15 protein-coding genes are annotated in these 17892 nt (G+C 42.8%); 4 read left to right on the plus strand and 11 right to left on the minus strand.

Going from position 1 to position 17892, the window contains the following annotated elements; translation table 11 throughout:
- Positions 1-10: 10 nt before the first annotated feature.
- Positions 11-1210 carry a M20 metallopeptidase family protein gene (locus tag ACZ5GY_RS09845; protein ID WP_213691395.1) on the minus strand — a complete coding sequence of 400 codons (1200 nt, stop codon included), beginning with the start codon at positions 1208-1210 and terminating at the stop codon, positions 11-13.
- A 19-nt stretch (positions 1211-1229) separates the two neighbouring features.
- Positions 1230-2411, minus strand: a complete 1182-nt coding sequence (locus tag ACZ5GY_RS09850; protein WP_464111827.1) for a hypothetical protein — start codon at positions 2409-2411, stop codon at positions 1230-1232.
- 314 nt (positions 2412-2725) lie between these two features.
- Here ACZ5GY_RS09850 and ACZ5GY_RS09855 point away from each other — a divergent pair, with 314 nt between their 5' ends.
- The 3 genes from ACZ5GY_RS09855 (at position 2726) to ACZ5GY_RS09865 (ending at position 5236) form a co-directional block, all read left to right on the plus strand.
- A complete protein-coding gene (locus tag ACZ5GY_RS09855) occupies positions 2726-2950 on the plus strand; it encodes a putative Se/S carrier protein (RefSeq protein WP_213691397.1) in 225 nt (74 codons plus the stop codon).
- Positions 2951-3026: 76 nt separating this feature from the next.
- Entirely contained in the window at positions 3027-4712 is a 1686-nt protein-coding gene (locus tag ACZ5GY_RS09860) for an FAD-dependent oxidoreductase (protein ID WP_213695609.1), read from the plus strand.
- Between the two features lie 104 nt (positions 4713-4816).
- Entirely contained in the window at positions 4817-5236 is a 420-nt protein-coding gene (locus ACZ5GY_RS09865) for a hypothetical protein (RefSeq protein WP_213691399.1), read from the plus strand.
- Positions 5237-5289: 53 nt separating this feature from the next.
- On the opposite strand, the gene ACZ5GY_RS09870 is transcribed toward ACZ5GY_RS09865, so the two are convergent.
- The 5 genes from ACZ5GY_RS09870 to dnaK all read right to left on the minus strand — a co-directional run bounded on the left by ACZ5GY_RS09870 (position 5290) and on the right by dnaK (position 12267).
- Entirely contained in the window at positions 5290-6636 is a 1347-nt protein-coding gene (locus ACZ5GY_RS09870) for an FAD-dependent oxidoreductase (protein WP_213701564.1), read from the minus strand.
- A gap of 14 nt (positions 6637-6650) precedes the next feature.
- Positions 6651-7949, minus strand: a complete 1299-nt coding sequence (locus ACZ5GY_RS09875) for an MFS transporter (RefSeq protein WP_323402008.1) — start codon at positions 7947-7949, stop codon at positions 6651-6653.
- Between the two features lie 17 nt (positions 7950-7966).
- Positions 7967-9358, minus strand: coding sequence for a dipeptidase PepV (pepV, locus tag ACZ5GY_RS09880; protein WP_213701565.1), 1392 nt, complete (start codon positions 9356-9358; stop codon positions 7967-7969).
- 33 nt (positions 9359-9391) lie between these two features.
- The gene (locus ACZ5GY_RS09885; RefSeq protein ID WP_213691402.1) at positions 9392-10276 is read right to left on the minus strand and encodes a DUF2156 domain-containing protein; all 885 of its coding nucleotides are present in this window, start codon (positions 10274-10276) and stop codon (positions 9392-9394) included.
- A 107-nt stretch (positions 10277-10383) separates the two neighbouring features.
- Complete coding sequence (gene dnaK / locus ACZ5GY_RS09890; RefSeq protein WP_464111828.1) at positions 10384-12267, minus strand: molecular chaperone DnaK; 1884 nt, start codon at positions 12265-12267, stop codon at positions 10384-10386.
- A 210-nt stretch (positions 12268-12477) separates the two neighbouring features.
- On the opposite strand from dnaK, the gene ACZ5GY_RS09895 reads away from it, so the two are divergent.
- Positions 12478-13182 carry a hypothetical protein gene (locus ACZ5GY_RS09895; RefSeq protein ID WP_464111829.1) on the plus strand — a complete coding sequence of 235 codons (705 nt, stop codon included), beginning with the start codon at positions 12478-12480 and terminating at the stop codon, positions 13180-13182.
- A 45-nt stretch (positions 13183-13227) separates the two neighbouring features.
- On the opposite strand, the gene ACZ5GY_RS09900 is transcribed toward ACZ5GY_RS09895, so the two are convergent.
- From ACZ5GY_RS09900 to ACZ5GY_RS09915, 4 genes are read right to left on the minus strand one after another with little or no spacing between them, the layout of a single operon-like run.
- Positions 13228-14271, minus strand: a complete 1044-nt coding sequence (locus ACZ5GY_RS09900; RefSeq protein ID WP_213699797.1) for an ornithine cyclodeaminase — start codon at positions 14269-14271, stop codon at positions 13228-13230.
- Entirely contained in the window at positions 14268-15398 is a 1131-nt protein-coding gene (locus ACZ5GY_RS09905; protein ID WP_213691406.1) for an NAD/NADP-dependent octopine/nopaline dehydrogenase family protein, read from the minus strand. Before ACZ5GY_RS09905 ends, ACZ5GY_RS09900 begins: the two co-directional genes overlap by 4 nt.
- Positions 15391-17352: a TRAP transporter permease gene (locus tag ACZ5GY_RS09910; RefSeq protein WP_464111830.1), complete on the minus strand. Its 1962-nt coding sequence runs from the start codon at positions 17350-17352 to the stop codon at positions 15391-15393. The genes ACZ5GY_RS09905 and ACZ5GY_RS09910 overlap by 8 nt, the downstream gene beginning before the upstream one ends.
- A complete protein-coding gene (locus tag ACZ5GY_RS09915; protein WP_213691407.1) occupies positions 17312-17857 on the minus strand; it encodes a DUF1850 domain-containing protein in 546 nt (181 codons plus the stop codon). The genes ACZ5GY_RS09910 and ACZ5GY_RS09915 overlap by 41 nt, the downstream gene beginning before the upstream one ends.
- Between the last annotated feature and the right edge of the window lie 35 nt (positions 17858-17892).

The following is a 17892-nucleotide window of genomic DNA, read 5'->3' on the forward strand; positions in this document are numbered from 1 at the left end:
CTAATCCCCTCTACTTTTTGAAGGTCTCAAGAAAATGACAGGCAAAAGACGATAATAACGCAACTCCATTAACTAAAACTTCGTCATTCGTTCGGAACTTCGGATTATGATGCTGCGCATCTGTCCCTTTTTCCGAGTCCCCCATTCCAAGGAAGAACATGACTCCGGGAACCTCTTCCTGGTAGAAACTGAAATCTTCTGATCCCATAACTATGGGAAGTTCTTCAAGAGCCTCTTCCCCCATTATTTTTCCTGTGACACCTTTAAGGATGTTTACCATTGCTTCATCATTCACAGTTACAGGGTAGACAGGGATAAAATCTACTTTAACCTCGCAACGAAGAGCAGAAGCAATTCCTTCTGCAATTCGGCGTATCCGGTCGCCCATACTTGCTCTGATCTCAGGATTTGTTGTACGAACGTTCCCCTGAATATAAGCTGTTTCAGGAATAATGTTGGGAGCACTTCCCGATTCGACTTTTCCTACGCTTAACACTACAGTTTCCAGAGGATCTATTTCTCGACTCACCACTGTCTGAGCTGTTGTAATAATGGTAGCAGCAGCGATAGTCGGATCAATAGCTTCATGAGGCCGTGAGCCGTGTCCTCCCCGTCCTTTAACTTCTATTTCCCAAATATCGGCAGAGGCCATCATTGCTCCACTACGAAAACCAACCTTTCCCGCTTCAAGAGTGCTCCAAACGTGAAGACCGCAAATACCATCGACACCGTCAAGAACCCCTTCCTCTCGAAGCTGCTTTGCTCCAGAGCGCACTCCAGATTCTTCTGCTGGCTGGAAAATAAGTCGAACTCGACCTGGCAACTCGTTCTTTAAAGAGGCAAGTACATTGGCAACCCCTAAAAGGATAGCGGCATGAGCATCGTGTCCGCATGCATGCATAACTCCATCACACGTAGATTTCCATGGATCGTCAACAGCTTCCTTAAGAGGCAATGCGTCTATATCTGCTCGAAGAGCAATCATGGGGCCATCTTCTTTTCCTGTAAGATCTGCGGTTACACCTGACCCTGTACCACCAAAACCACGGCGGATATTCTCATAGCCCAATTCACGCAAAACAGATTCAATCTTTTTTGAAGTCTCTTCTTCTTTCCATGACAGCTCTGGGTGAGCATGAAAATCATGACGAAACTCTATAACTTTCTGCTCTATCTCAGAGGCTAAAGCACATACTTTTTCTTTATTCACCGTTATAGCTCCTTTCAAATTAAAGAAGTTTCACCAAGAATCCCGCAAGGAATACTGAAGCGATGGTCACTGTCGTAAAACCAGAGACAAGCATTTTAGGAAGAATACCTGTCAAAATATATTCTCTCTCCTCTGGTGTTTCTCCTACGGCGTTAGCTACTTCCTGTGAAACAATAAAAGTTCCGGGGAAGCCAAAAAGGCAGCAAACACCAACGGCAAGACACATTTCCCATGTATACCCCAAAAGTTTGGATGCTGCAAACGAAACAATAATAATTCCGACAAGGGCAATAACAAAGGCAATGGCTATAGGCGTAATTAATGAAGCAACCATTTGAGGAGTTGCTTTGCTTAGGCTCATAAAAATGGGAACTAAAAGGGCAAAAAGAGCGAGTCCGGTAGCATTCGCCTTATCGAGAATCTTATGCTCAAGAAAACCGATTTCGTAAAAAATAATGCCGAAAATAAGAGCCATAACAAATTGATTGATCACACCGCCGAGAGCCTTGGCACATATGACAGCAAGCCAGCCTACAAGCATTGCTTTCATGATGAGAATAAAAGGTGTCTGTAAGTTTTTCGGAGTAGCAGGGAATAACCTCCATGTCGGCTCTTCGGGGTTACTTTTTGCCTTGCCTTCCTTATCACCAGCAAAGGCTTCTCCATTTATGAAACGCTGGCGTAAACGTCGACCTTCTCTGGAAAGACAGACAGAAGCGATGGGAAGTCCTACAAAATTCTGAAGGACAAGAAGCAACGTTATAAAAACGAGAACGGTTTCAAGACCTTTCGCTTTAGCAGCTTCGCTCATAATAAGGGTAGCGACAACACCTCCAGAAATTGGTCCTGCTGCAGTTACTGCAAATTGTTTTCCTATTATAGGCGATCCAATGACAAAAAGAGCAATAGCTGCAGCTACAATAGCAGCAAGAGCAATGATAACAGTTTTCCATTCATCCTTAAGATCACGAAGTTTCATTAATGTTCCCATATGGATCATCAACGTAGGAATAAGGGCCAAGGCAAACTTAACAATAACGGCATCTTCAAAGAGAGTTTTAGGAATGCCAAACCAAAATCCCACCATAAAAATAATGCCTGACACAAAAAGCATTGAACATATGGCCTTTGTTTTTTGAGCGACAAAATCGCCTATAGCGTAGACCAACGCTATGACCAGAAGTGCTGTTACTGAATTCATAGAGACTCCTCCTTAAAAGTATAAGTTATTAAAGAAAAAAAAAAGCCAGGGCCCCCGCCTTTGGGGGTCCTGGCCTAGAAGCGCAAACAGTACCTGCGCCAGTGGCTAGAAAGCCCCCTCGCTTCGGTACCAAAATCCAAAAAAGAAAGAAATTGCCTTCCTATTTATAAAATCAAAATGTATCATCAAAATATCGAACCTCTTTTGAAAAGTTTCTCTTTTCTTACCACGATTCTTTCATGCCGTCAAGAATTCCTTTTCATGATATTCTCTATAACATAGTTTTTATACCGAATTGAGGAGGATTTATTCTTATGAAATGTCTTGCAACATTCTACGTAACAAGTATGGCTCTTATGTTTGAAAAACTATGCCGAAAGGAAGGAATGGACGTAAAAATCGTTCCCGTTCCTCGTAAAATTTCAGCAAGTTGCGGCCTGGCATGCAGCTATCCTTGCGATAAAGAGGAAACTGTACGTGCCCTTTGTGATAAGAAAAAAATCGAAGTTGCCGGTTTTCATACTATGGAAGAAGAATAACCCCCTAGACAAAACCTCCATCCTGTATAACAATGAGGAGATAATACACGGTGGGGTATAAAAGGGAGGGAATCGCGTGTCTAAAAAAATAGTTATCGTAGGTGGCGTCGCGTGCGGTGCAAAGACAGCCGCTCGTCTTATGAGAATCGATCCTGATGCAGACGTTACAATGATCGAAAAAGGTGATTTTCTAAGTTATGCAGGATGTGGATTACCGTATTACGTTGGAGACGTCGTAAAAGACTATAAGGAATTAACGTCTACGCCTATCGGCGTTGTACGCGACGCAGGATTTTTCCGAAAGGTTAAGCACGTTGATGTTCTCGTTCGCCATATGGCTACACGCATTGATCGCGAAAATAAAAAAGTAGCTGTTACTGACCTGAATTCCGGGGAAGAAAAAAAGCTCTCTTATGACACTCTAGTGCTGGCCACAGGAGCAAGCCCCATAAGACCCCCCATTCAAGGTGCTGATCTGGAACAAGTTTTTACCCTTTGGAACATGCCAGACGCCCTGGCCATGAAAGCAGCAATTGACAGCGGATCTATTAAAAGTGCTGTCGTCATCGGTGGTGGGCTTATTGGGATGGAAGTTGTAGAAGCACTTCATAACAGAGGAATTCACGTATCTGTTATCGACGTTCTGAAAACCCCCCTACCAGCGATGCTGAATGAAGATTTCGGTCACCTTATGATGAAAGTTCTCGCACAAAAGAACATTGATTTTTATGGTGGAGAACGAGTAACTGAAATTATGGGGGAAGGTGGCGTTGTTACGGGAGTTAAAACCGATCAGCGCATCATTGATGCAGATATGGTTTTAATGGCCATTGGCGTTCGTCCTAACACTCTTATGGCTAAAGAAGCAGGCCTTGATATAGGAGACCGCGGAGGTATTCTTGTTGATGAACATATGAGAACAAGCGATCCCTATATTTATGCTGGAGGGGATTGCGTTGAGGTACGAAATACATTAACAGGAGCAACAACATGGCAACCTATGGGGTCTGCTGCCAATCGTCATGGTCGGGTAATCGCAGACAATATAGCTGGCATGAATTCAACTTTTAATGGCGTTATCGGTACAGCCGTTATGAAACTCTTTGAATATACAGCAGGAAAAACCGGTTTAAATGAAGCTCAAGCCCGAAAATCCGGATATGATCCAGTAGCAGTTACGGTAGTTGATGCTGATATACCCCACTTCATGCCAGGTGCGAGCATGCTTACTTTCAGACTTGTAGCAGATCGAAAAACACGAAAAGTAATCGGAGGCCAATTTTTCGGTCCGGGAAAAATTGATAAACGTCTTGACGTTTTGGCAGCTGCCGTAACTGGAGAACTTACGGTAGACCAATTAGCAGATACAGATCTTGCTTACGCGCCGCCCTATTCCACGGCTCTCGATCCTCTTACCCATGGCGCAAATGTACTTCGCAACAAACTTGACGGACTTCTCAAAAGTTATAGCCCCTCTCAGTTGCAAGAACGAATGAAAGGATCTTCGACGCCACTTCTTCTCGACGTACGAACAGCACCTGAATTAGAAAGTCAGGGACGCATCCCTTATGAATTCGTTCATATTCCGTTGGGGGCTTTGTGGGATAAAGCTCCAGAGTTGCCAAAAGATCGTGAAATTATTGCTTTCTGTAAAATTTCCGTACGCGGATGGGATGCCTACTCCATTCTCAAACGCCTTGGATTTAAAAACATTGCGATTCTGGAAGGTGGCATTATGGGCTGGCCCTATTCCTTAAACTAGAAGTCGGTAGAAATGCTTAATCATCATTGCATATTCTCACGATACCTAAACTCCCCCAGGGTTTTAAAATATGATTACCAACTGAAAAGGAGGAGTTTTTAACTATGAAGAAGACTATTTTTCTTATTACAATTGTGGCTCTCGTAGCGTTAGCTGGAGCAGCTTGGGCTCATGGAGGGAACTGGAGCAACAGAAGTTTTGGATTTGGTCCCAGCGCTGGTTGCAATATGGGATATTACAATTCGGAGGGACCAGGATACGGCCCTGGGTACGGTCCTAGAGCACATTTCAGGAACTCCGACGGATATCGCTATAATAGAAACGTAAATGTTCCACAAGAGATACAGAATAAGTGGAATGAAATGAGAAGAGCTAGATTGGAAATGCAGCTGGAACTTTCACAGCCTCAGATCAATAGAGAAAAAGCCAGATCTCTTCATGAGAAAATTCTAGGCCTTCGACAGGAAGTTTCTCGCTGGATGTTCAACCAGAGACTTGATGCTACAACTCCACAATCGAATTAAATTTGAAAGAGGGCCTTTAAGGGCCCTCTTTTCTTGCCTGATTACAGTGTATTTTACAATAGCTGACGTGCCGCAATTTGAATAGGATCCCACGGTAGAGAAAAAGGCGGCGCATAGCCTAAGTCCAGATCAATTAGCTGACGAACAGTCATTTGAGCACTAATAGCCGTAGCCACAACGTCTATTCTTTTAGCTGCTCCATGAGCGCCAACAATCTGAGCTCCGAGAACACGCCCACCAGGAACTTCTGCAATCATTTTCACATGAATATCTCCCGCACCGGGATAATATCCTGCTTGAACTTTGCTCTTTATTGTCACCGTTTCGTAATGGAAATCGAGATCTTCAAGTTCCTTTTCAGATAAACCCGTTCTGGCCACTTCGAGATCACAGTGCTTACTTACCGCAGTTCCTACAACTCCTGGGAAATGCTCTTTTCCGCCAGCCATATTTATACCGGCAATTCTGCCCGTCTTATTGGCAACAGATCCTAGGGCCACCCAAAAAGGCTTATTTGTAACGAGATGCCACGTCTGCGCACAATCGCCAGCAGCCCAGATATCCTCGATCTCCGTTTCCATCATTTGGTTTACCAAAATAGAATCCTTCACGCCTAGGGGTAATCCGGCCTCTTTAGCCAATTTAGAGTGCGGACGAACGCCGAGTCCAAGAATAACAATATCAGCAGGAATATTTCGCTGGTCAGTTATAGCAGCCTTAATACGATTATTATTATATTCAATAGCCTTAAGGGTTTCTCCAAGGTAGAGAGATGTTCCTACGTGCTGAATAGCATCGGCAATATGGTCTGCCATATCTATATCGAAAGTATTCATAACCTGAAAAGAACGGTCTACGAGACTAACATTCATACCTCGTCGGCAGAAAGCCTCCGCCATTTCAAGACCAATGTAGCCGCCTCCTACAATTACAGCTTTTTGAGGATTGTTTTCTTCAATAAAACGCTGAAGTCTGAGACCATCCTGCAAGACACTTAACGAAAAAACGCCCTCTCCGTCAATTCCTTCTATGGGGGGACGAATTGGCTCAGCCCCAGTAGCAAAAAGCAGAGAATCAAAAGACTCTGTAAAAAGTTTACCTGTCTGTATATTTAAGACTTCCAGTGTCCGGGCTTTAATATCGACACTAAGAACTTCATGGAAAACAAAGGCTTCAATATTTTTTTTCGCCATGAATTCTTCTGGCGTACGAACAATGAGTTTTGTGTCATTTTCAACAAGCCCGCCTATAAGATATGGCATACCGCATGCTGAATAGGATGTGTGAGGGGAGCGTTCGTATACAACAATTTGAGATTTAGGCTGTAACTTTCGTATTTGTCCTGCTGCTGTCATTCCCGCCGCATCGCCACCGATAATAACGTACTTCTCCCGTTTCACCAGGGCACCTCCTTTTAATCAATAAGATGAAGCTTTTTGTAGACGGGTTCGGCATATTCCCAAAGAACGGGATATTTTTTCCATAACCATCCTCCCATACCAACACATATAAAGCCGCCACATGCCAAAGTAAGAGGAGCATCTATTTTTGAGGCCAACCAACCGGCGAAAAGACTTCCGAAAGGAGCGATTCCCGTTAATGCTACGATGAAGAGACTCATAACGCGCCCCCTCTTATCATCGTCTACAAGTGTTTGAATCAGCGTGTTTCCGGCAACCATAGAAGAGATCATGGTAAACCCTATGCCTGCCATAAGAAGCAAAGAAAAAGGGAACCACCGCGAGAAGGCAAAAAAAGCAACGCATATGCCGAATCCAGACATGGCGAGAGCCATTATTTTTCCTAAACCTACAGGGGTTTTACGAAGAGCAAGCATAAAGGAACCACCCAATGCTCCCATTCCACTTGCAGCTGTAAGAAATCCCAGTGTCTGAGGACCACCTGACAAAATATCCTTAGCAAAAACCGGAAGCAAAACAAGGTAGGGAAGTCCAAAAAAGCTTACGACAACAAGGGCCATCAGCGCAGCACGAATAGGGAAAAAACCCCGAACATAGGCAATCCCTTCGAAAAAATTTTCAAGGAAAGGCCTTTTCTCCGTAAAGGTACGACCTCCACGTTTCAATTTCATCGCAAAAAGAGCCCAAAGTGTCGCACCGTAACTGAAACCATTCAGCAAGAAACAAATTCCTTCCCCTACTAACGCTATAACAACACCAGCCAGAGAAGGTCCAAGCAGACGGGCCACATTGAATAAAGACGAATTTAATGCAATGGCATTTCCTAAATCTTGCCTGTCTTCCACCATATGAATAATAAAAGCCTGTCGCGCGGGAATTTCAAAGGCATTTACCACTCCCAACAACACACTGAGAACAATAATATGCCAATAGGTAACTACTCCGGAAAGAGTAAGAATTGCGAGAAGAAAGGCGTGTACCATGCTTAAAATCTGACAAATGATAATGACTCGGCGTAAATCCCAGCCTTCAAGATATACGCCTGCAAAGGAAGCCAGAAAAAAAACAGGAAGCTGCCCAACAAAATCAACGGCACCAAGAAGAAAAACAGAGCTGGTCAATCGATAGACTAACCAGCTCATAGCTACTCTCTGCATCCAGAGGCCAGATAAAGATACGACCTCTCCTCCGAAAAAAAGCCTGTAATTCCTGTGGCGAAGAGCCCTGCTTAATTGTTGTAACCTCTCACAATACAGATCAAACCCTTTCCAACAAGACCTTTTTTCGTTCATAACGTCTACTCCTTACGTTAACGAGCTAATTCCACCATGGCGTGAGCCATTATTTTTACGTTTTTCACCAAATCTTCAATAGACCAACATTCGTTTTCTTCATGAATCGTATATGTTTGCCCGGGGAAAATTGGCCCAAATGCAACTACGTTTGGCATAGCTTTGGCATACGTTCCACCGCCAATAGCCAATAATTCTGCTTTCAACCCTGTCTGATCCTCATAGACCTTTTTGAGAGTCTGAATCAATTCCGATTCCGGATCAACATAAAGGGGTGCTGCATGTCGAACATCTGCAACCTCTATACCTGCATTTTCCAGTGTTTCCGTAAGAAAGGGCAACACTTCTTCCCGCTTTTTCGTTACGGGATAGCGTAGGTTCAAAGTAAATGAAATGCCTGAATCGTCGCCATGCATGGTTCCAAGACAGACAGTCAATGGCCCAGAAATGCTGTCTTCCATAGCAACTCCCAGCGAAGTCCCATCAGTTTCAAAACCAACAACCTTTTGAAGAGCCTTCACAAAAGATGCTTGTTCTCCACCTAAGTTTACTTTTGACAAAATATCGATAAGACAAAGTAAAGCGTTTACACCAAGTTCAGGAGTGCTCCCATGAGCTGGAAGTCCTTGAATTGCAATATCAAGGGTTCCGCTAGAGCTATCCTCTACAATTTTAAATCCGCTCTTTTCGGGTCCATTCCATGAATCAACAATAGAGGCAAGACGTTTTCTATCCTCAGCCGACGCCTTAAGAAGAACACGAGCAGTAGCAGCCACTACGTTAGGAGCCACTCCTCCCTCTATAGATACTACGCTGACAGCCCCTTCCCCTTTAAAAGGAGCCTTGCATGTTATTGTCAAAACACCCTTCTCGGCATAGATAATCGGATATTCAGCATCTGGAGTAAAACCTGCAGCCGGAAGTTCCTCTGTCTGAACATATCGCTCCATACACTGACTTCCCGACTCTTCATTCGTTCCGAAAATAACTCGAATACGTCGTTTTAAAGGAATACCAAGCTCTTTAATAGCTTTAAGTGCGAAAAGAGCTCCAATAGTCGGCCCCTTATCATCGAGAACGCCACGTCCCCATATTTTTTCATCATGAATATCGCCGCCATATGGAGCGTAGGTCCATCCACTTCCTTCTGGAACAACATCAAGGTGTCCTAAAACAGCAACTATCTCCTCGCCGTCACCCCACTCAGCGTACCCTGCCATATTATCTACGTTCTTCGTTCGGAAACCCATACTTCCCGCTAAATTTAACGCATGGTCGAGAGCACGTTTCACTTCCTGTCCAAAAGGAGCATCTTTCTCTGGTGTTCCTGCAACACTTGGAATGCGAACAGATTCTTGTATAGCTGAAATAAGATCGTCTTTCAGCCCGTCGATGGCTTGGTTGAGCATGTATGTCCCTCCTAGATCGTTTATATATATATATTATGCACCCCACGTTACTCGATATTTCTTAAGAAAAGTAGCAGGGTTATACGACATTTTAGCCTTTCTGATGCCTTCGCTTCCCATATCCTGCTCACGGTTGACCCACTCAAAAGAATGGGCGCTCTGATCAAGAAAAATCTGGTTAATCGCCTGATAGACGCCTTTATAATCAGTCATTCCCTTTTCGAAATGAATAACAATTGTTTCGTTATCAATACTCTCGGCCACTGTATAGGCAACCATTTGATCCTTCACAGAGAGAACACCACCTGAAATAGACGGCATTTCTCCCCAATGCTCTAGTACACGGCGAATAGCGCAACTTTCTGCTTTTAACCCTGGAGAATCATCACAATTACGCCACTCACACCATTCTTTTTGTAATTCTATGATATGCCCTATGTTTGCTAGGGTTATTGGGGAATAAGAATAGTCATAGCTACGAATAAATTGTTGCAAAAGATTTTTTTTCTTATGGAAACGATTACCTGAAAGTTCAATAAGATCAGATACTCGATAAATATACTCCCACTCTTCTCGTTCTTCTTCTAATTGTATATCGTCACCCAGACTTTGCTGTAAAATATTTGCCAAATTTTCAGGAACTCTATCAAATACAACACCGTTGGGAAAGAGTTTTGAAAGAACATTTCGCCAGTCTATACTATGCCATGATCCTACAGGAGCCCACTGAATAGATTCTGAAGAAGTAGTTCGAAGCCAGCAAAGATCAGCTTCAAAAGCCCATTCATACTTTCTGTCATTATGCCAGGCCCAAAGATTAATAAAGCTATAATCAGAGGCCTTCTGAGGAGTGAGATTGTATAAATGGAGATAATCATCTCGTCTCTCTAAAGTTATAGGTTCAAAAGCAATGGTCACTCGTCTCCCCCCTTCATATATAGGTATTATACCTTTAAGATGTACAAAAAAAGGCCGGTGCTCTTTCACCGGCCCTTCTGAGGCTTACCAAACCTCAACTATATTCCTCAACTGTTACAATCTTGATCGGGATCAGTAAATTCTGCATCGACAACATCTTCCGTTTGTTTGTTCTGATCCTGAGATTCTTGCTTTCCACTTACTGAAGATACAACCTGTAAAACCTGCTGTAATTCTGAAATATTAACTCTCATACTTTCTGCATTTGCTTCAGAATTTTTAAGCAGTTCCTTTGATTCTTCCAGCACGTTACGTGCTCTTGCTTTCTGCGTTTCTTCTAAAACACTCTCTTTGTCCGCCAACTCTTTTTCCAACCTGTAAGCGAGAGTTTCAAGTTCGTTTCTTGCGTCAGCTTTTTCTCGTTTTTTCCTGTCTTCGACAGAGTGTTCCTGTGCCTCATGTATCATTCGCTCAACTTCACTTTTATCGAGATTGGTAGACCCTGCAATGGTGATCTGTTGAACCTTACCTGTATCTTTATCTTTGGCAGACACCTTGAGAATTCCGTTGGCATCAACATCAAAGGTAACTTCTATCTGAGGAATGCCCCGAGGAGCTTTTCTGATCCCTTCAAGTTTAAAGTTGCCAAGGATTCTATTATCTGCCGCCATTTCTCGCTCTCCCTGAAGAACGACAATATCTACTGCGGGCTGGCTATCTTCCGCCGTCGTAAATGTCTCTGTTTTTCTATAGGGAATCGTCGTATTTTTATCTATAAGTTTTGTCATTACTCCGCCCATGGTTTCAACGCCAAGAGAAAGAGGAATAACATCGAGCAAAAGGACATCCTTCATTTCGCCCTTTAAAATACCACCCTGTATAGCAGCACCTACAGCTACCACTTCATCGGGATTAACTGACATATTCGGATTTTTCCCACCCGTAAACTTCCTTACAAGAGCCTGTACCGCCGGTATTCGCGTAGAACCACCGACAAGAACAACTTCGTCTATATCTGAAGGAGAAAGTTTTGCCGCTGCTAATGCATCTTGCATCGGCTTAATACAACGTTTTACAAGAGGCTCTGTAAGCTGATCGAATTTGGCCCGTGTAAAGTTCATACTGAGATGTTTAGGGCCCGTGGCGTCAGCTGTTATAAAGGGTAAGCTGATTTCCGTAGATGTTCTACCCGAGAGTTCGCACTTCGCTTTTTCAGCCGCTTCATAAAGCCGTTGCAAAGCCTGCCTGTCGTTTCTTAAATCTATGCCATTTTCTTTCTTAAATTCGTCAGCGATGTAATCAACTACCACCTTATCGAAATCATCACCGCCAAGATGGGTATCTCCAGAGGTAGAGAGGACTTCAACAACCCCTTCCCCTATATCAAGAATAGAGACATCGAAAGTTCCTCCGCCAAGGTCAAAAACTAGAATCTTTTGCTCTTTTTGCTTATCCAGTCCGTAGGCTAGGGCAGCCGCCGTAGGTTCGTTAATGATACGAAGTACGTTTAACCCGGCTATTGTTGCGGCATCCTTCGTTGCCTGGCGCTGGGCATCGTTAAAATATGCAGGAATAGTAATAACAACATCTGTGATATTTTCTCCCAGATAGCTACTTGCGTCATTAACCAACTTTTTAAGAATCTGTGCACTTATCTCTTCAGGAGCATATTCCTTACCAAACACTTCAAAACGTACGGCCCTATTCGGACCTTCCTTAACTTTATATGGAACGATTTTCATCTCTGAAGTAACTTCATCAAAAGTTCGTCCAATAAAACGTTTTACAGAAAAAAGAGTGCCATCAGGATTTAAGGTTGCCTGCCTCTTGGCCATTGCTCCTACTAATCGCTCATCGTCTCTCGTATAAGCAACCACCGATGGCGTTGTTCGACTTCCCTCAGCATTTGCAATGACAATAGGAGATCCTCCCTCTACTACAGAAATGACAGAATTGGTCGTTCCAAGATCAATACCGACTGCTTTCTTCATCTAATCATCCCTCCCGGTATTACTGACCTTTGTTGACCAATAAATATTACACTTCTTCCCCCTTTATTGTCAATATTGGTCAAAGCAAATTTTAAAAATAAAACATAAACAAAATATTTTTGTGCTTAATTCTTTCATGTATAATTATCTCATGATTCTGAGAAAAGAGGTGAACGTATGGAGCATGCGCTTAACGAGAGATTCTTTCTAGTGAAAAAAGAAAAGGGAATTCGCAAGAATGTATTATGTACTATGCGATTGCTTGCAGAAAAAGACACACCTTCGGCCCTTGACCTCCATAGAAAAATTACTCTGGAAATTGGCGACGAAAATATTTTTTGTGCAGAGCATACTATTGAAGAAAGTATTCTTGGCAAAGGTTTTGTTATTGGTATTTTCGATAGTGATTATCTTGTTGCGATACGAGCCATCTCTTACGGGGGAAAATATATGGAGGAAGCTCAAAAAGATTTACAACTTCATCCCTCTGAACGAGATCATATTGCCGTAATGGATTTTTGTATAACGGAAAAAGCTTTTCGCGGGAATTACATTCAACATTTTACATTCCTGAAAGCCGAAGAAATCCTCTACCCTGAACGATATCACCTTCATAGTACTATATCTCCTTTGAATATTTTCAGCCTCAGGAATGTACTCCGTTCCGGGTTTTTGATTGTTGATTTAAAAGAAAAATACGGAGGCTATCTTCGTTTTATTCTGCATAAGGACATTCGGACATTACCTCATATATACACTCACGAGCATATTGAAGTTCCTCTCGAAGATTACGATAGCCACCTCGCACTGCTTTCCATGGGATATTATGGGTATGCTATTAAGGGAGGGTATACCGGGTTTTCAATTGTCTACGGAACAAAAGTAGCCATTCGCCAGACAGGGGAAAGAGCGTAAACCCTTTCCCCCAAATTGCATATAAATACAGATCAGAATAAGCCATCAAACCCAATAGGGTTCTTCCCACAATGTAAGTTTTTGACCTTTCCTGAGCGTTAATGCACGATCATAAATCTCTTTTGCAACAATAATATCTTCTATGCCCATTCCTATTGCGTTATAGAAAATAATCTCGTTATCATTTTCCCTGGCCGCTTTTTTACCATTGATTATTTCCCCTATATTCCCATGGAATCGCTCTTTAGAAAGTTCCCCGGCCAAAACCATTTTGGCAATAGTCTGTATTCCCCTATGAATAACTCCATCCCAATCATCAGTAACAATCTTTTGGGCCTTTCTCACCACATCAAATTCGTATTCATAGTTACCTACATTTGAAATAAAAACCCCATCTTCTACCCACTCAGCTTTGACAATAGGAGAAACTGCCGTTGTGGCACTAACAATAACATCTGCTCCCTTTAAAGCTTCAGGAGCAGATACGCAGGCTTCTATGTGAGCATCTGGAACTTCTTCTCTCGCTTTCTCGATAAAAGCTTTTACACGGTCCATCGATATATCATAGACATGAATTTCATTAATTCCGGGAAGAGCTGTCTTAACAGCCATCATTTGGGTATGATTCTGCGTTCCTGCACCGATCAGACAGAGGACTTTTGAATCTTTTCTGGCAAGATATTTTGCAGCAACACCAGTAGCAGCCCCTGTACGCATGGCACTAATCACTGTACCGTCCATTACAGCAAGAGGGAAACCTGTTTCAGCATTATTGAGAATGGTAAGGGCTGAGGCTCTTGGCATATTATAGTGACGCGGATTCATAGGCTTACTGGCTATCCATTTTATGCCTGCGACATCTACATCTCCTCCAACATAGCCCGGCATGGCATTAATACGCCCCGTCTGTGCTTCGGAATCGGCATCTCCCCAACGCAGGGCAACTTTATCTGGCAAAATCGTCTCTCCCTTATCACGGAGGGAAAAAAGTTTTTCTATCTTATTCATCACCATTGCCATGTTAGTTACTCCACAATCTATTACATCCTGTTGCGTCAAATATAAAAATTCTACGCGTCGTTGAGTCATGCTATTTCCCTCCCTTTCTCCACATCTTTAGGAAATGGAGTACCGTCAGTAACAAATTTTTTTAAGTCTTCAACAGATACGCCTTCAAGTTTAAGACGTGCAAGAGTTCTGCCTCTCTCTCGGTAATCCGTTTTATGAACTAAATTTGCAAGATCAATCATAAGATTCATTGTGGGAGTGGGAACTCCAACAATACGTCCAAACTCTGCTAATGGAACAAGGCTCATTGGAACATCTTCTGAAATATATCGTGCGAAAGGATTTTTTGGCGCTTCTATGCCACGATATCCTTCCTGTTTCTGAACTGCTTCATATATCGACGTTCCATCCATATGAGGAATTTCATAGACATCTTCAAGCCATTCAATACATGTCATTGTCTCAATACCGAGTGCCGAAGCAACAGCAACACGTTCTGCATCTATCCGTTCTAAAACATTGCTGACACAAGGAGTAATTCCATCCATGTAATACTCAAAGAGATCTTTTCCCTCTATTCTTGCAATATTGAGCAATGCCGGTGTAGGGTGGAAAATTGCTCCAATATTTAAGAAGCTTGTCTCCAGCACATTTTCAGCGGCAATAAATTGCGGATAATATGGCAGCATTTCCGCCAAAATTTCTTTTGTTTTATACGCAGGTAAAGCAGCAAGTTCCATTTCTTTTTTCACTTTATAGATAGTAACTTCTGCCGCTCCTGTCTTTCGACACGCGTAAATTAGAGATTGAGTCTCGGCAACAATAAAGTCAGCCTCGGGATTTACATCTTTTGCAGTCAAATAAAACTCTAGAGCACCAGCTGTTCGTCCAGGGTTCAGAATAACTTTTTGACCCTTTGTCAAATATGGTGCCATCTTCGTAGCAAGTTCTCTATGTGCAAAAGCGGGAGTCACAACCAAAATGACATCGCATCCATCCATAACTTCCGGAATACTTGTTGTGATTACATCAAACTTTGCAAAACCCGTGAGAGAAACGCCTTTCAAAGTCACCCCACCTGCAGCCTGTATATCTTCAATAGCTGCTGGAAATTTATCAAAAACATGTACGCTACATCCACGCAGGGACAAATATGCCCCCATACTTAAACCACCATTGCCAGCTCCAAGTACTGCGACTTTATTCAAGAGAATTCACCTCGTCCCTAGCTTCATATCGCTTTTTTCTAGCAATAAGTTGAGATAAAAGAATTACAGAAAGAATCACCAGACCAATGACGTCGCCAAGCCAACCTGGATCAATAAGACATATTGCCGCTACTCCAGCAACAGCTCTTAACAAGAGGGGAAGTCGTCCCATTAAATACCCCTCCAATGAAGCGGAAAGGGCTACGACCCCTAAAGTGGCGGTAATAATAGCTGTTGTGGCCGAACCAAGAGAGGTGTTCAGCAATAAAATTCGAGGAGAAAGTGCAAAAACAAAGGGCAAAATAAAAGCGGAGGAAGAAAGCTTAAGCCCTTGAAGTGCTGTCTTTACAGAATCGGCCTTGGCTATAGCTGCGGCAAGATATGAGCTTAGAGCAACAGGAGGCGTTACTGACGCCATACATCCGAAATAGAAAATGAAAAGGTGGGCGGCTACAACTGGAACGCTGAGTTTTACAAGGGCCGGAGCAACCATAGAGCCTAAAATAATGTAAAGAGCTGTGGTAGGCATGCCCATTCCCATGATAATGGAAGCAATCATGGTAAGTAACAAGGCCAAGTGAAGCTGACCTCCTGATAGAGCGATAATAAAATCAGCAAATTTAAGGCCCAAACCTGTCAATGTAACGGTTCCGACAATAAGACCTGCAACTGCGCATGCTGCAATAACACTTAAAGCACCTCGTGCCCCTAAGTCCAAAGCCCTTAAAAAAGATTTAAGAGACATTCGTGTTGCCTTTCTGAAAGAGCTTGTAATGATTACAATGAGCACCGCTGTAACAGAAGCCTTAATCGGAGAATATCCCGCAAGCAACATATACACTATGCTGAAGGGAGCTAAAAGCAAGAATGCTCCATCTTTAAACACCTTTGAAAAGACCGGCAGTTCACTCTTTTTCATTCCAAAGAGACCGAGCTTCGCAGCCTCCATATCGACCATGATAAAAACGGCAACGTAATACAAAATAGCCGGTATTGCAGCATGAACAATGAGTTTCCCATAAGGGACACCTGTCATTTCTGCCATGATAAAAGCAGCGGCTCCCATTATAGGAGGCATAATTTGTCCTCCAGTGGAAGCAGAAGCCTCTACACCACCAGCAAATTCCGGTTTATACCCTACGCTTTTCATCAATGGAATGGTAAATGTTCCGGTGCCTGCTACATTTGCAAAAGAACTGCCCGAAATCGTTCCCATTAACCCACTTGCAAGAACCGCAGCTTTTGCAGGACCTCCTCTGAAACGCCCTGTCAGAGAAAAAGCCAAGTCGATAAAGGCCTGTGCACCACCAGTTTCTGTGAGGAATGCCCCGAGAAGAATAAATAGAAACACAAAAGTCGCAGTTACATAAATAGCTACGCCGTATATACCTTCACTTGTCAGGAACATATGTTCAACAATACGTTCGACTCCGTACTGTCTGTGCCCAAGGGTTCCAGGTATCAAGTGACCGAAAAAAGCGTAGAGAAGAAAACATATCGCGACAATAACAAGGGGCCATCCCATAGTTCGACGAGTTGCCTCCAATACAAGAAAAATCATAACTGCCCCTATTACAATATCTCTTGCGATAGGATCTCCCATTCGGAAAACAATATTCATATAGTCCAATGTGAGGTAAGCCCCCACAGCCAAACTAAAAACTATTGCAACTATATCCCAGATAGGGAGTCTGTTTTTTTGTTTACTTGTTGCAGGAAAAATGAAAAACGTCAATGCCAAGGCAAATGCTAAGTGTATAGCCCGGTGTTGAAATTGAGGAAGCATATGTATCCCTGACGAGTACATGTGATATAACGACATACATATTGCCAAGATAGAACATATTTTTGCGGCTATCCCCGTCAAATTCCTCTTTTTTTCAAACTTTTCATTGAGTTCTTTAAGTTTTTCCTCAGGAGTAAGATTCTCCTGTTCTTTTTTCTTGAAAAACATCGGACTCACCTCGCGTCAAGTACTCGAAATACGACATTTTCTCGGCTGATATATCCATGCGTTCCATATCATTAAAGTAATTTTTTAAATTGATATCTCTGTGCCCTCCATCCAAGAGCAGGCGTGGGGCTGCTACGTAACTAACTCTGAAAGGAAGCAGGCTCAACGGGATATTAAGGCCACGGATAACCATAAATCCATTTTCAAAGCGTACTTCCTGCTTACATGTAGAAGGAACACCCCACCCTAAATCCTGCAATCGTGTTTCAACTACATGAAGCATGCCATCATCGTTAACTTTGTAATATTCATATACAGGCGTCAGGTGAACAGAGTGCCTGATATACGTAGCGAAGGAGTACCCCACAGATACTTTTTGCCGATACAACACGCGACCTGTCTTGTAATTTTTTATATTGAGAACAAGAACGGGATAAAAGAAAAGAAAATAACAAATTAAAATTACACTCGAAAAAATGAGACTTCCCCAAAGTCTTTTTCTCATTTTTTTCATCCCCAATGATGAAGAGGGGCACAAGG

The sequence above is a fragment of the Aminobacterium thunnarium genome, from assembly GCF_055390565.1.